We start from the raw sequence: 14273 nt of genomic DNA, 5'->3' as shown, positions 1-14273 counted from the left end.
TCAGCGGCTTTGCCTTATATTAGGTAAGGCCGCTCTTTACGTTGTGGGTAAACAACGTTGCTTACCCGTTTATTTTACTAGGAGTAAAGTTTGGAGTTTTTGTACGAATACGGTTTGTTTGTTGCCAAAGCAGTAACGTTAGTTGTCGCCTTCGTTGTCGTTGTATCAACGATTGTTGGTGTAGCGAGTAAGCAGAAACAGGGGAAAGGACAACTTGAAATCGTTTCTATATCTGAGCAGTTAAAGGACATCACTAATTACGCGAAAGAAGTCCTTTTAGATAAAAACGCATTAAAAAAGTTAGCTAAAGAACAGAAAAAAGAGGCCAAAGCTAAGAGCAAGGCTAAGAACAAGACAAAAGAGCAGGGTGAAGAGTCTGAAAAGTCTCGGTTATATGTTATCGACTTTAAAGGGTCTATGGATGCCAATGAGGTCGAACACCTGCGTGAAGAGATCACTGCGATTTTATGCGTAGCAAATAAAGAAGACGAAGTTTTAGTACGCCTTGAAAGTGGCGGTGGCGTAGTCCATGGTTATGGACTTGCTGCGTCGCAGCTACAGCGTATCAAAGAAAAGGGTCTTAAATTGACCATTGCTGTAGATAAAGTTGCGGCAAGCGGTGGCTATATGATGGCGTGTGTTGCCGATAAGTTGTTGGCGTCACAGTTTGCGTATATCGGCAGTATTGGTGTTTTAGCTCAGCTACCTAACTTTAATAAGTTGCTGAAGAAAAACGATATAGAATTTGAGCAACATACCGCCGGAGAGTTTAAGCGCACGCTGACGGTTTTTGGCGAAAATAACGATGAAGGTCGCGCTAAGTTTAGAGAGGAAATTGAAGAGATTCATGTACTCTTTAAAGACTTCGTGCAAAGTCAGCGCCCTGAAATGGATATAGACAAAGTAGCTACTGGTGAATACTGGCCAGGGATCAAGGCAAAAACACTTGGCTTGGTTGACGATATAACAACGTCCGATGACTACATTCTTTCGAATTACCCTGCACGCGAAATTTTCAGCGTTAAGTATGCTGTGAAGAAAAACGTTGCGGAAAAGCTAGGTATGTCTGCAGCCAATGTTGTTGAGCGTGTGTTTATGAAAAGCATGAACAAAGCGCGCCATTGGTTTTAATAGCTATAAACCATCTGTGTTTATTACGGCATGACGTATAGCACCCACCGTCAATAAGCACAGATGGATGTTAAATTTTTAACCGACAAAAGATAATAAAAAGAATATGGCACGGCATACTAAAAACGATATATTAGATGCGGCAGAATACTTGTTTTCTCAAAGTGGGTTTACCCAAACCTCGATGCGGGAAATCACTGCCAGAGCAGAAGTAAATCTGGCGTCGGTGAATTACCATTTTGGTAGCAAGAAAAACTTAATACAAGCGGTGTTTAAGCGATACTTTGATGAGCTTATGCCACAGGTAAAGGTTTGCTTAGACGGTTTACCGCCTATTGAAGGCGCCAAAGGCGTTGAGCAGCTCTTATATTCGCTTATCCTTCCCATGTTAAATCTTAATGCTATCTCCGAGCAGGGCACTGCCACTTTTGTTAAGCTGCTCGGCCGAGGATATAACGAAACACAAGGGCACTTGCGTAAGTTTTTGATGCATGATTACGGTGACTGTATACGCGCTCTAGTAGACGCTATCAGACGCTGTTTACCTGAACTTCCTGAGGAAGAATTGTTCTGGCGACTGCATTTTGCGATGGGAAGTTTTGTCTTTTCGATGGCATCGAGTCAGGCATTAACTGAAATCGCTGAGTCCGATTTTCATAAACACGTAGATATAAAAGAAGTCATCCAGCATCTTGTTCCATTTGTCGCACAGGGACTTGCCGGCAAATAAACCATTTTTATAGCTTACGTATGAAAAAGCGCTAGCCTCCAAAATGAAGGCTAGGCATAGTGTGGAATAGGCGTTATGAGAAATGCTTGTTGAAGCTAGCGGGGAAGAGTCGCGCCAGGTGCTTCAGCGTTTAGCTTTTCAGCCCAAAAATCCTTAACTGAGAAACCTGATTTTTTAGAAGCTGATGCTTTTTTCGTAGCAGGTTTGGCCTTTGCTTTGGTCTCGCTTTTCTCTTTCTTCGTTTCTGTTTTTTCAGACGAATTCGATGCTAGCGATTCTGCCATTTCCTGAAGCTGTGCTAAGCGCATATTTTTGCCGCCATCTACGCTGTACCAACCGCTCTTACTTTCAATAGTCGGCGCTTTGCCATTAGCTTTTTTATAGGCTTCAGTGAAAGCCGCGATAACTGCATCTTTGTCTAAGTTTGCCATGCTTTTTTGCTCTTTATTTTGTTAAGATGACGAACGTTTTTGACTTGTATCACCAATAAGTAACGGCAGATTGGTTAGAGCACATTTGGCTCCCCATAAAGTGAATAAAAAGTAGGTAATGCGTTAAGCAATCCGCTTTTTTTCGTTTTCCCGCAATAAACGCCAGTCGACTTATAGGTGTTATACGAAACGTTCGCGTATTTTATAGCGTTTTTTTAACAATTTGTCTAACTTTCAACCGGAGGACTTGTGTCTATTACCCGCCTAGAACTACAAAATTATCTTGATGGAATGTTAAGAGTTAGCGAAATCAGTGATTATTGCCCCAATGGTTTGCAGGTAGAGGGCACAAGCAAAATAGAAAAAATTGTTACAGGGGTTACAGCATCTCAGGCTTTAGTGGACGCTGCGATAGAAGCTAACGCCGATGCGCTTATTGTACATCATGGGTATTTTTGGAAAGGGGAGTCGCAGGCTGTAACCGGCATGAAAAAGCGCCGTCTTTCTGCTTTACTCGCCAATGATTTAAATTTGTTTGCTTACCATCTTCCTTTAGATGTTCACCCAGAATTTGGTAACAATCGCCAGCTTGGATCTCTTCTCGATGTTCAAAATGTAAGTGCAGTCAGCGGCGTAAAACCTGTGGGTGTTGTTATGCAGGGGAATTTTGAGGAAGCAATTGAAGGCGTGGCTTTACAAGATAAGCTGCAGCAGCTGTTAGGACGAGATGTGCTAATAGAAGGGCCTGTGTCAAAACCAATTACGACACTTGCTTGGTGCACTGGCGGAGGTCAAGGATTCATAGAGCAAGCGGTTGAGTTTGGTGTAGATGCATTTATTACCGGTGAAGTCTCTGAGCAAACCGTGCATACAGCAAGAGAAATGGGTATTACCTTTTTTGCGGCTGGCCATCATGCTACCGAACGCTACGGTGTGAAGTCTTTAGGCGAACACATTGAGCAGCAATTCGACGTGCCTGTTGAGTTTATTGATATCGATAACCCTGCATAGCGAAGTATGTAGTATATGAATAACGATCGTATCTTCGACGGTATTGCTGAGAAGTTCTCAAACAATATTTACGGGACAACCAAGGGCAAATTGCGCCACACATTATTATGTGATGTACTTGAACCCTATTTAAAAGCGCCGCTTCGAGCCATCGAAATAGGTGGGGGCACAGGGGTAATGACGGCTCATATAGCTGCGAAAGGACACTCTGTTGTGCTCACCGATGCGTCAAAGGATGTGCTTGATCAAGCGGAACCTTTCCTTTCTGATGCGCCGAATATAAAAATTCGGCATCAGTATTTACAACAATTAGAAGACCTTAGTGATTTCGACTTTGTAGTTTGTCATGCGGTTCTAGAATGGCTAGATGCGCCCTTTGACGCCATAGATTTTATATATAGCAATATGAAACCCGGAGCGCGCTTAAGCTTAAGTTTCTTTAATCAAGATGCGAATTTATTTGCTAATGCCATTTACGGTAATTTTGATTATATCGCCAAAGGAATGAAGGCGAAAAAGCAGGTGAGGCTAAATCCCAATCAGCCGCTTAGCGCAATGCGAGTGGTTGAGTATTGTGCGTCGTTGGGCTTCAACATACTGGAAAAAGCTGGCATTCGCTGTTTTCACGATTATATGCGCGATATTACTCACCAGAGCAGCAAATTTGATGACCTGCTTGCTCTTGAAAGAAAGTATCACAAGCAGGAGCCCTATTTGTGGTTAGGTAAATACTTCCAACTCATTCTGGAAAAGCCACAAGTCGGTTGAGTTTACAGGCAGCTTTGACGTATCGGGTTTATTCTAAAAGATGCTTAGAGCGTGTTGTCACCGGTAAGGATGTTGTTAAGCGTCGTTACCGCAATTTCATTTAATGCCTCATAAGTGAAAAAGCCCTGATGCCCCGTTATCAATACATTTGGAAAGGTTGTTAAACGCTGAAAAGTGTCGTCTTGTATGATTTCCTGTGAATGGTCACTGAAAAAGAGTTCAGACTCTCTTTCGTAAACATCTAACCCCAAATAGCCTATCTGTTTAGATTTAAGCCCTTTTATAATGGCGGTATCATCAACTAATCCGCCCCGAGAGGTATTGATGAGCATCACGCCCTTAGGCATTTTATTTATGCTGTCAGCATTGATAATATGATAACTCTTGTCGTTGAGCGGGCAGTGCAACGTCACAATGACGCTTTGTTCTAACAGTTCGTTTAGCGGAACGTATTGGGCTCCCATAGCGAGCACATCATCATCCTGATTTGGGTCAAAACAAAGAACTTTGCACCCAAACCCCAGAAGTATGCGAATAACGGCTTTACCAATCTTCCCTGTACCTATAACGCCTACCGTTTTTCCGTGAAGAGTGAACCCCATCAATCCGTCTAGGCTAAAGTTACCTTCTCTAACCCGATTATAGGCTTTATGGGTTTTTCGGTTTAAGGTAAGAATAAGCGCGAGTGTGTGTTCAGCTACCGTTTCAGGGCTATATGCGGGTACACGACTTACAGTTATGCCAGCTTCTGCTGCAGCGCCAACATCTACATTATTGTAACCTGCACAGCGAAGCGCGATGTGTCTAACACCACATTCTTTCAGCACCTTGATGGTCGCCGCATTTAGTTCATCGTTCACAAAGACAACCACATCGCTATATCCCTTACAGCTTATAGCAGTTGATGGGTTAAGTGGGTGTTCGAAAAAAGTGCTTTTAATGCTTTGGCTATTGACGCTATTGTGTTTTTCTAATAGCTGTGAAAATACCACTTGCTCATAGGGACGAGTACTAAAAAAGGCAATGTGGTTATTTTGCATAGTATTTCCATACGTGTACGTATTTTCATTAGGCGTAGTTATCACTTAACTACTCAACTGCTAATGCACTATATAGTGCGCAACAATGCGCAATAAATTAGCACGCTACTATTTGCACTGTGTAGACACAGATCAATAAAATAATAGTAGCGTTAGCCGACCCAATGCACTCTGCTTTAAATATCTGAGGCGTATAGCTTACGCCCCTAAAAGTTTACCAATTTCTTTTTCAATCGCTTCTGGCTTTACGGTAGGCGCGTAGCGTTTTAGTACTTTACCTTCAGCATTGACCAAGAACTTTGTGAAATTCCATTTAATACGTTTGGTTCCCAGTAGCCCGGGTGCATCTTGTTTTAAAGCCTCAAAAAGCGGGTTTGCATCGGGCCCATTAACATTTGTCTTTTTAAAAAGCGGAAATGACACGCCAAAATTTAGGCTGCAAAATTGTGCTATATCGCTATCACTTCCGGGTTCTTGATGGCCAAATTGGTCGCACGGAAACCCTAGCACTTCAAACCCCCGGTCTTTATGTTTCTTATAAAGCGCTTCAAGCCCTTCGTATTGAGGTGTAAAGCCGCATTTACTGGCGGTATTAACGATGAGCAGTACTTTCCCTTTGTATTGCTCAAGTGTAGTTTGCTCGCCGTTATTCAGCGTAATAGGGTGAGTGTAAAGTTCCAAATTCGAATTCCTATGTTTTTGTTTTTGTTTTTGTTAAGTCTGTTACTCTTAGGTAATGCAAACCTATTTATTTGGTATCTAGAGTATATTCTGTATGAGTAATTTGAAAGTGAGTTTTTTGGGCTTAGGTGTAATGGGGTTTCCTATGGCAGGGCACCTTAGCAAAGCGGGTTATTCTGTTACTGTATATAACCGTACGGCGAAAAAGACACAAGATTGGCTAGCCACCTATGGCAACGTTGATGCTAGTGCGTGTAATTCGGTGGCCGAAGCCGTTAAAGGCGCAGATATCGTTTTTATGTGCGTAGGTAATGACAATGACGTAAGAGATGTTGGTACGCAAGCACTGGAAATAATGAAAGCAGGTAGCGTGCTGGTCGATCACACAACCGCATCAGCAGATGTGGCGAGAGAGCTTTACGCAAGCAGTAAAGATAAACAAATTGGATTTTTAGATGCGCCAGTTTCTGGAGGGCAGGCTGGGGCTGAAAACGGTCAACTGACTATCATGGTTGGCGGTGATGAAGCGGTTTTCGCTCAAATAGAGCCAGTAATGGCACATTATGCTCGCCATAGTCAGTTGCTGGGTAAAAGCGGCAGTGGTCAGCTAGCAAAAATGATGAATCAGATTTGTATTGCTGGCATTGTACAGGGCCTAGCCGAGGCGCTTCACTTCGGGCAGCGCGCTGGACTAGATTGTAACGCAGTCATTGATGTTATAAGCAAAGGCGCTGCACAGTCTTGGCAGATGGAAAACAGAGCCAGCACCATGTTAAACAACAGTTTTGATTTTGGCTTCGCTGTAGATTGGATGCGTAAAGACCTAAACATAGCGCTTGATGAAGCGCGTAAAAACGGGTCTACCTTGGCGCTCACAGCGCTCGTGGACCAATACTATGCTGATGTACAGAAACTTGGTGGTGGTCGTTGGGATACGTCGAGTTTGCTTACTCGATTAAAGTAGTCTCGTTACGCAAAGCATTTATCGTAATAAAAAACGCTCCTGCTTTCGGGTAACTAAAGTGATTGCTCGTGGGCGGACAAGGTAAGCTGTTCTAAACGGCTTTTATTTGTCTCGCTCAAGGGTAATGAAGTGATTTTTTCAAGTAAGAAATTGATATTGAACTTACGGTAAACGCCTGTGTCTGCTTCAATCATGCATTGAAGCAGATTCAACCCAAAAGCTGCAGTATCTGGCGAGAGCTGAAATGCATCGTAGAAATGCTTCATTGCTTTATCAAACATTCCTTCTATAAACAGTTGGGTGCCGGTTTCGTTAATGGAAATAGCCTGCTCGTGATTAAGCCCCAACCGTTCGCCACCAGTGAAAATTAACTCATCGTTCATCACTTGTTCTGAAATGGCCTGTAGCTCAGCATTTTTCTGCTTCGCCATTAACAACAATTCACCTGCCTTACGTTCATCGCCAAGCCCGTGATGAACCTTTGCAGCAATCACCAAGACAGATGGCTCGGTACGCAGGTAATTATCGATATGATCACCTTCTAGTAGGTGGGCAGCTTTTTCTAGATCGCCATCTAATACGGCTGAAAATGCCAAAAGGTAATCCCTTTTTTGCAGTGTTTGTGGGTCTCCTTGGCTTCTACCCGCAATACCAACTAGCTTTCTCGCTTGAGACAAGCTTTCTTCTCTATTGGTTTCAGGAGACTCTTCTGCCAAGAACAAATAAAACTCTGCCAATTCAAAGGTGAAATCGTTAAAGCTGTCTTTTGCACTGCGGTGCATTGCACGCTTTTTTTGCAAAAGATCTATAGCTTCAACTACTTTGTCCTGTTTTTGATAAGCAAGAGTTTTAAGTTTGGCGGCGGGCAAACTCAATTCACTGAACTTTATTTCGTTAAGGTATTTTTCTACTTGTTCATAAGAGTTTTGCTCAAAGGAAATAGAGGCTAGCCATTCAAATGCCTTATCCCGTGCCAAGCTTGAATTTACCATTTGGCTTAGATGGCTTTTGCAGTTTGGCCATTGCCCAGACGCGTACTGGCATTTAACTTTGCCCCATTGCGCCCACAGCACTTTGTCGCTGCGGGTGAGCACATCATCATAAATACTCAATGCTCTTTGAATATCGCCGTTTTCATAAAGCAGCCGTGCATATAGCTTACGTATATCTGCCACAAGACGAGGGGGAATGCCTTCTGAAATCTTGGCCCGTACAACAGAGATCGCTCTCTCTAATTGTTTATTGTCCAAGGAGTGTAAAACGTTTTTGATAAATTCACGGTACGTTAAATAGTGATTTATTTGCCGTGTTAATGAAGCGATAGTGTAGGGCTTGATGAGCAAAACATCCGGCTGCAGATCCATGATCCTGCCAATTATCTGTGGTGAGCGATCTGAAGTCAGGAAGATAACTCCTGTGCTCGGTCGAATGAATCCTGCTTCTCTTAAATTTTGCACCCACTCGACACCAGTTTTGCCCTGACCAAGGTGGTAGTCCATTAATAACAGTTCAAAGTTCTGTTTTTTAAGTGCCGCTTTCAATTCAACGCCAGATGCAAAGCTACTCACCGATAAATTTGCAATAGACATGAGGTGGCCTCGAAGCGCGGTTCGAGCGGTAGCATTGTCTTCTACTATGGCTATTCTAAATTCCACGGCGATCATATGAATACTTTAAACTAAAGCTAGCTTATCAGCGGTTGGGAAAAAGTGCATTATTAAAAAGGATAAGTTTTGACTACCAGTATTAGTCTCAGAATCAAAATTATTATCTCGTCACAAATTATTTACGTTATACATCCATATATTTAAATAAATATTTACCTTTACGTTTACGTAAGGGGTAGGTATTGGTTATTGTGTTTAGAAAGCAACTCAGTTGAAGGTATGTCTAATGAACTTTGAATTAACCGATGACCAATTAGCCTTTGAAGAAACCGCCCGCCAATTTGCACAACAAGAATTGGCACCCAATGCTGCGATGTGGGATAGAGAGCACCATTTCCCCGTAGAGGCAATTAAGAAAGCCGGTGAGTTAGGATTTTGTGGCTTGTATGCCCCTGAAAGTGCAGGTGGCCTTGGGCTGTCAAGACTCGATTCTTCAATTATCTTCGAACAGCTTTCAATGGGGTGTACTACAACTACAGCCATGTTAACTATTCACAACATGGCCACGTGGATGATAGCGACATGGGGTGCCAGTGAAGTTAAGGATATGTGGTGTGAACAATTAGTCACAGGTGACAAACTTGCCTCTTATTGCTTAACAGAGCCTGGCGCTGGATCTGATGCTGCTTCACTAAAGACTAGAGCAGCTAAAACTGACGATGGATATGTACTAAATGGCTCTAAAGTGTTCATCTCTGGAGCAGGAAGTACAGATGTTCTCGTAGTCATGGCTCGTACTGGCGAGGATGGCCCTAGAGGCGTATCTGCATTTGCAGTTCCAGCTAATGCAGATGGCATTGGATACGGAAAAGCAGAAGAGAAAATGGGGTGGAATGCCCAGCCCACTCGTATGATTACTTTTGATAATGTAAAGCTCGATAATAGCTGGATGCTAGGTGAAGAAGGTCAAGGCTTTAAAATGGCCATGCAAGGGCTTGATGGCGGCCGAATTAATATTGCTACCTGTTCAGTAGGCACAGCACAGCAAGCGCTAAACGTAGCCCGTGATTATATGAATGAGCGCGAGCAGTTTGGTAAACCTATTGCAGGCTTCCAAGCTCTACAATTTAAGTTAGCTGATATGGCAACTGAGTTAGTTGCGGCTAGACAGATGGTACGTATGGCAGCGTGCAAATTGGACAACAATGACGCTGATAAAACGACTTACTGCGCTATGGCTAAACGCTTTGCAACTGACGTAGGTTTTAATGTGTGTAACGATGCGCTCCAATTACACGGTGGTTACGGTTATATTAAAGAGTATCCACTAGAGCGTCACTTTAGAGATGTTCGTGTTCATCAAATACTTGAAGGCACCAACGAAATTATGCGCGTGATTATTGGGCGTCGCCTACTTTCGGACGAGCGAAGCGTTCTTTAACGTGCTTGTAATTAAGTCAGTAAAAAATGCGTTTCAAGGCACAAACAATGGAGAAAGTGAATATGACAGATGTGGAGTCAGTAGTTATTGTTGATGAGTTAAAAACATCGAACGGCGACTTTACAATAGGACGTTTAACGCTTAATAAGCCAAAAGCACTGAATGCACTGGATTTAGCGATGGCAGAAATCATGCTAAAGGCACTTCAACAGTGGCAGTCGCGTAGTGATGTTGTAGCTGTAGTCATTGATGCTGCTGGTGATAAAGCGTTTTGCGCTGGTGGCGACATCGTATCTATGTATAAGTCGATGGTGGAAGCGCAGGGGCAAATTCCATCGTTCTTAGAAACGTTTTTTGAAACCGAATATACCTTAGATTACACCATTCACAACTACAGCAAACCCATTGTAGTGTGGGGAAGCGGCATTGTGATGGGCGGCGGTATGGGGCTGCTATGTGGTGCTAGCCATCGCGTTGTAACTGAAACGTCGCGGTTAGCTATGCCTGAAATTACTATCGGATTATACCCTGATGTAGGTGGGAGTTATTTCCTTCCCCGTCTACCGGGAAAATCAGGATTGTTCTTAGGCTTAACAGGCGGGCAGATGAATGCTTCCGACGCCCGTTTTGTGGGTCTAGCGGATGCGTTAGTAGCAAGCTCAGAAAAAGAGGCTTTGATACAAAAGCTTTCGAACTATTCTTGGGATGAAATAGAAAGTAAACGTCTAAATGAGTCTGTAACCTCTATCCTTGAATCTTTAAAGGCTCCGGATTCTGTGCCTAGCAGCAATGTAGAGCCTAACATGGCACTTATTGATGACTTGTGTGCAGCTGACAATGTCACTGACGTAGTTAATGCAATTCTTAGCGCCGATGTGAGCCAAGATAAATGGTTGTCTCGAGCACAGAGCACATTGGCGAAAGGCTCTCCGATAACTATGCATTTAGTTTATGAACAGTGTAAAAGAGGGGCAGCTATGACTCTCGCTGATTGCTTTAGAATGGAAGCTAATATGTCATGTCGCTGCGGTGAAAGTGGTGAGTTTCAGGAGGGCGTTAGAGCTCTGTTGATTGACAAAGATATGTCGCCCAAATGGAAATTTGAGAGCGTAGAAGATGTTCCTCACGATGTGGTAGAGCATTTCTTTACCTCTCCATGGCCGGAAGATAAGCACCCCTTATCAGGGTTATAAAATACTTTTTTAATTGAATGTAGCAAAGGTATTTGTAACAAATAGGCATAAATTTAGTCAGCGTGCCCAGCGTAATCATCACTGATAACGTTGGGTTTAATTTCCTTTGTACCTTTGCACCTTTACCGTTATTTTGCGCTGTTATTGCCGTAAAGGTGTCGGTTTTGATATCCTTTACTGCAAATCCACAATAATAAAGATCCTGTCATGTGGCACTGCCCACTTTGTAAGTCACCTATTTTATTAAATTCAACGCCAATCCGCTGTGAAAATAATCATAGCTTCGATAAAGCAAAATCTGGCTATGTTAACTTATTACCGGTTCAGTTTAAGAAGTCGAAACTTCCGGGTGACGATAAGGACATGGTGAAAGCCCGAAGAGAGTTTCATCAATTAAACACCTACCAACCGCTGAAAGACAGGTTAATCGAGCTGGTAGGGGGCTTAATTGCTGAGTCGTGCAAAGAAAAAGGATTGGCAGAGTACGCATCTAAACAAAGTATCTCTATTTACGACGCTGGTTGCGGCGAAGGAAGTTATTTAGATGCAATGGTTCAGGGTCTTTCGCTTAAAGGTTTCTCTATTGAGGCTGCGGGCAGTGATATCTCTAAAATAGCCGTTGAGTTAGCCGCTAAGGCTTATAAACATGCTCAGTTTGTTGTAGCAAGCAGCTTTGAACTACCCCTTGAAAAGTCTACTCAAGATTTAGTGATACAGGTCTTTGCGCCTGGAAGCAACGACGAGTATGAAAGGGTATTGAAAAGTGAAGGGCTACTTTTAACTGTAGACCCTGCGCCTAACCATCTGTTTGAGCTTAAACAGCAAGTCTACGATACACCTAGAAAACATCAAATTGATAATGGGCCTAGAAGCGGATTCACTCGCATCCATGACGAGTGTTTTTCATTTCCCATCAATTTTGAAAGTGAAGATCACAAGATAGCGCTTATAAAGATGACGCCTTTTTATTGGAAGTTACCACACGGTAAAATTGAGTCTATTGTAGCGTCGTTAGAAAAAGTAACCGCAGACTTTCATATCCAAATTTGGAAAAAAGGCGCGGCTGTTAGTGATGAGAAAGTAGATGTCCAGTCATAAACAAAAAGCGCTGTTTTTAGACCGAGACGGTGTTATTAACGTTGACCACGGTTACGTAGGTAAATATGAAAATTTTGAATTTGTAAAAGGTATCTTCGACGTTGTGCGCAAGTTTCAAAATGAGGGTTACCTACCTGTAATTGTCACAAATCAAAGTGGAATAGCGCGAGGCTATTACACTGAAAAAGATTTTCATAGGTTAATGGAGCGGGTACAAAAAGATTTCGCTTCTCACGATGTAAAACATATCCCTGTTTATTATTGCCCTCACCACACCCAAGGTAGCGTAAAAAAGTTTGCTATCGAGTGCCAGTGCAGAAAACCATTGCCAGGCATGCTGCTCCAAGCTGCTAAAGAACTTGATGTCGACTTAGTGAACAGCATACTCATTGGGGATAGCTGGCGAGATATAGAGGCTGCTGATGCTGCGGGTCTAACGGAAAGCTTCTATTTGTCACATAAACTTATAACTGATGAGCAGTTGAGTAAGCTTTGTTCTTCTCACCGTGTATCTCGCGTTGCTAGCTTATCTGAAATAACAAAGCAGTTACGCGTAACCATTTAAGTCTTTATTACTAATAGAAAAATGTAAAATGGGTTGCAGCGATAGATTGTTCTATCGCTGCTACAAAGAAGCGCTAGTTCTGACTAGTTTTGTGTGGAAAAGCGGGATAAATGCTTTATAGCCTGACTGAGTAAATCGATATTTAAGGAATCTTTACTGCGTTTGCCGGAAGATAAATCGCTGATTTCATAGCTACCGTTACTTAGAACGTCTGTCCGTTTATTTCCATGAAATACTACGATTCGCTCGCCTGATGTACTTACTAACCAAGGGCGCGATGGTGCCAATAAGTTTTGCCCAGTTGAATAGAAAGTTGACGGTGCGTTACAACCCAAGGCATTTAATATAGTTGGAGCCAAATCTTCAGTGCTCGCTAATTTACCTTTGATATCTAGCGTGCTGTAAAGCGTACCCTTACCGTTTTCACTGCCAAAGCCTGTCGCTATTAGTACGTCATGTTTTCTATCAATAGTATTTTCAACGTAGCCTTTGATATCCGAACCTTTCATAAACGTAATGTGCAGCCCTTCGTGATTATTGCTTAAAGGCTGTACGTAGCCAGACAATTGAGGAAGGGGGAGTGCGACATCGCTATGTATCGATACCGGCATACCCGAACCTAGAGGCAAGGCCAATAGTACAGGCCGCTTTTGAGACAAGGCATCCTGATAAATTTCCGGTACACCAAATAAGGTTGCCGTCATAAGACCTTCAACACTGCTGGCCGTTGAATAATAATTGGCAACGGTATTTAACGACACACCTTCAATACCATTTAAGTCAACAGCGTTATCATTATCTACTTGAACGACTACGGTAAGATTTCTATTGGTTTCAATAGAACAATAAACTGGTTCAGCAGGATAAGTGATATTGTGAATGTCAGGGTTAAATTGCAGCCGCTTTCGCTCTTCATAGGCCGCTAAGTCAAGCAAACCGTAGCGCGACATGGTGGTTTTAGCTGTCGCAGGGTAGGAAAGCGGAAACATGTTGTCTTGGGCAATAATAGGTTGATAAAGCTTGGCATCAGCCCACACATGAATAGCGTGGCTGGTTACAAAACAGCTCACGAAAAATGTTGTAACAGGTATGCCCACTTTATAGCGCGTGAAGCGCTCAACACGCTTCCATATCGCATTAGCTAAAACTAGCTGAAAACCAAGCCAAACAATGAACAGAAGGAACAAAAAGGCCCACTGCTGCCAACTCTCTATAGCCATTGTAGATTGTGCTTCGCTGCGCAGTAAGTCTGCAGCATGAAAGCTAATATGAAACCCTGTGCGGTTGAACAATAAAGCATCAAACGCTAAAAGTGCTAAGCCCACCGCAGCAATAATGGATGCGCTAGCTTTTATCACTCTCGGGTTATTAACCAAATAACAAAGTGGGAGAACAAAAATGACAAAGCCAAAAAAGGTCATAAACCCAATATGGCCAAACCAATTGGCTAAAAGGTACACGGTGCCGACACCTGTGCCTGGCATAGGTGATGAGAAAACAAAAATCGAGGCAATAACAATGGCGATGATAATATTCGCCAGGGCAAACCAGTGCCCCCAATTTACCAGTTTAGTAACGCGCTGGCGACGAGGTGATTCGGCAAGTATCATGCA

The 14273-nt window shown here is 42.9% G+C and carries 14 protein-coding genes; 9 read left to right on the top strand and 5 right to left on the bottom strand.

Annotated elements, in window-relative coordinates:
* Window positions 1-90: 90 nt before the first annotated feature.
* On the top strand, window positions 91-1131 hold the full coding sequence (gene sohB / locus ACXAFM_RS18165) for a protease SohB (protein WP_474835685.1): 1041 nt from the start codon (window positions 91-93) through the stop codon (window positions 1129-1131).
* Window positions 1132-1237: 106 nt separating this feature from the next.
* Window positions 1238-1861 (top strand): TetR/AcrR family transcriptional regulator, encoded by a 624-nt coding sequence (locus ACXAFM_RS18160; protein ID WP_474835683.1) that lies wholly within the window; start codon window positions 1238-1240, stop codon window positions 1859-1861.
* 95 nt (window positions 1862-1956) lie between these two features.
* Here the strand turns inward: ACXAFM_RS18160 and ACXAFM_RS18155 are convergent, their stop codons facing one another.
* Window positions 1957-2292, bottom strand: coding sequence for a hypothetical protein (locus ACXAFM_RS18155; RefSeq protein WP_474825530.1), 336 nt, complete (start codon window positions 2290-2292; stop codon window positions 1957-1959).
* Between the two features lie 249 nt (window positions 2293-2541).
* On the opposite strand from ACXAFM_RS18155, the gene ACXAFM_RS18150 reads away from it, so the two are divergent.
* Window positions 2542-3303 (top strand): Nif3-like dinuclear metal center hexameric protein, encoded by a 762-nt coding sequence (locus ACXAFM_RS18150; RefSeq protein ID WP_474835681.1) that lies wholly within the window; start codon window positions 2542-2544, stop codon window positions 3301-3303.
* A gap of 15 nt (window positions 3304-3318) precedes the next feature.
* The gene (locus tag ACXAFM_RS18145) at window positions 3319-4071 is read left to right on the top strand and encodes a methyltransferase domain-containing protein (RefSeq protein WP_474835680.1); all 753 of its coding nucleotides are present in this window, start codon (window positions 3319-3321) and stop codon (window positions 4069-4071) included.
* Between the two features lie 44 nt (window positions 4072-4115).
* Here the strand turns inward: ACXAFM_RS18145 and ACXAFM_RS18140 are convergent, their stop codons facing one another.
* Both ACXAFM_RS18140 and ACXAFM_RS18135 read right to left on the bottom strand, forming a co-directional pair.
* On the bottom strand, window positions 4116-5111 hold the full coding sequence (locus ACXAFM_RS18140; protein WP_474835679.1) for a 2-hydroxyacid dehydrogenase: 996 nt from the start codon (window positions 5109-5111) through the stop codon (window positions 4116-4118).
* Between the two features lie 198 nt (window positions 5112-5309).
* Complete coding sequence (locus ACXAFM_RS18135; protein ID WP_474825538.1) at window positions 5310-5792, bottom strand: glutathione peroxidase; 483 nt, start codon at window positions 5790-5792, stop codon at window positions 5310-5312.
* A gap of 94 nt (window positions 5793-5886) precedes the next feature.
* On the opposite strand from ACXAFM_RS18135, the gene ACXAFM_RS18130 reads away from it, so the two are divergent.
* Complete coding sequence (locus tag ACXAFM_RS18130; RefSeq protein ID WP_474825540.1) at window positions 5887-6756, top strand: NAD(P)-dependent oxidoreductase; 870 nt, start codon at window positions 5887-5889, stop codon at window positions 6754-6756.
* Window positions 6757-6809: 53 nt separating this feature from the next.
* Here the strand turns inward: ACXAFM_RS18130 and ACXAFM_RS18125 are convergent, their stop codons facing one another.
* Window positions 6810-8420: a response regulator gene (locus tag ACXAFM_RS18125; protein ID WP_474835677.1), complete on the bottom strand. Its 1611-nt coding sequence runs from the start codon at window positions 8418-8420 to the stop codon at window positions 6810-6812.
* Between the two features lie 229 nt (window positions 8421-8649).
* On the opposite strand from ACXAFM_RS18125, the gene ACXAFM_RS18120 reads away from it, so the two are divergent.
* The 4 genes from ACXAFM_RS18120 to gmhB all read left to right on the top strand — a co-directional run bounded on the left by ACXAFM_RS18120 (window position 8650) and on the right by gmhB (window position 12660).
* A complete protein-coding gene (locus ACXAFM_RS18120) occupies window positions 8650-9804 on the top strand; it encodes an acyl-CoA dehydrogenase family protein (RefSeq protein ID WP_474835676.1) in 1155 nt (384 codons plus the stop codon).
* Window positions 9805-9866: 62 nt separating this feature from the next.
* Entirely contained in the window at window positions 9867-10997 is a 1131-nt protein-coding gene (locus ACXAFM_RS18115; RefSeq protein WP_474835855.1) for an enoyl-CoA hydratase/isomerase family protein, read from the top strand.
* 207 nt (window positions 10998-11204) lie between these two features.
* Window positions 11205-12095 carry a putative RNA methyltransferase gene (locus tag ACXAFM_RS18110; protein ID WP_474835675.1) on the top strand — a complete coding sequence of 297 codons (891 nt, stop codon included), beginning with the start codon at window positions 11205-11207 and terminating at the stop codon, window positions 12093-12095.
* Window positions 12082-12660 (top strand): D-glycero-beta-D-manno-heptose 1,7-bisphosphate 7-phosphatase, encoded by a 579-nt coding sequence (gmhB, locus tag ACXAFM_RS18105; protein ID WP_474835673.1) that lies wholly within the window; start codon window positions 12082-12084, stop codon window positions 12658-12660. The genes ACXAFM_RS18110 and gmhB overlap by 14 nt, the downstream gene beginning before the upstream one ends.
* Before the next feature lie 83 nt (window positions 12661-12743).
* On the opposite strand, the gene ACXAFM_RS18100 is transcribed toward gmhB, so the two are convergent.
* Window positions 12744-14270 (bottom strand): DUF3413 domain-containing protein, encoded by a 1527-nt coding sequence (locus ACXAFM_RS18100; protein ID WP_474835672.1) that lies wholly within the window; start codon window positions 14268-14270, stop codon window positions 12744-12746.
* Between the last annotated feature and the right edge of the window lie 3 nt (window positions 14271-14273).

Source organism: Alteromonas sp. ABD4_190 (assembly GCF_056160105.1).
This window is presented reverse-complemented; position numbering and strand designations above follow the sequence as displayed.

Coding starts and splice junctions, on each gene's coding strand:
- ACXAFM_RS18120 (WP_474835676.1), top strand. CDS start 8,650: ATGAACTTTGAATTAACCGATGACCAATTAGCCTTTGAAGAAACCGCC.
- ACXAFM_RS18140 (WP_474835679.1), bottom strand. CDS start 5,111: ATGCAAAATAACCACATTGCCTTTTTTAGTACTCGTCCCTATGAGCAA.
- ACXAFM_RS18160 (WP_474835683.1), top strand. CDS start 1,238: ATGGCACGGCATACTAAAAACGATATATTAGATGCGGCAGAATACTTG.
- ACXAFM_RS18115 (WP_474835855.1), top strand. CDS start 9,867: ATGACAGATGTGGAGTCAGTAGTTATTGTTGATGAGTTAAAAACATCG.
- ACXAFM_RS18130 (WP_474825540.1), top strand. CDS start 5,887: ATGAGTAATTTGAAAGTGAGTTTTTTGGGCTTAGGTGTAATGGGGTTT.
- ACXAFM_RS18145 (WP_474835680.1), top strand. CDS start 3,319: ATGAATAACGATCGTATCTTCGACGGTATTGCTGAGAAGTTCTCAAAC.
- ACXAFM_RS18110 (WP_474835675.1), top strand. CDS start 11,205: ATGTGGCACTGCCCACTTTGTAAGTCACCTATTTTATTAAATTCAACG.
- ACXAFM_RS18100 (WP_474835672.1), bottom strand. CDS start 14,270: ATGATACTTGCCGAATCACCTCGTCGCCAGCGCGTTACTAAACTGGTA.
- gmhB (WP_474835673.1), top strand. CDS start 12,082: ATGTCCAGTCATAAACAAAAAGCGCTGTTTTTAGACCGAGACGGTGTT.
- ACXAFM_RS18155 (WP_474825530.1), bottom strand. CDS start 2,292: ATGGCAAACTTAGACAAAGATGCAGTTATCGCGGCTTTCACTGAAGCC.
- ACXAFM_RS18125 (WP_474835677.1), bottom strand. CDS start 8,420: ATGATCGCCGTGGAATTTAGAATAGCCATAGTAGAAGACAATGCTACC.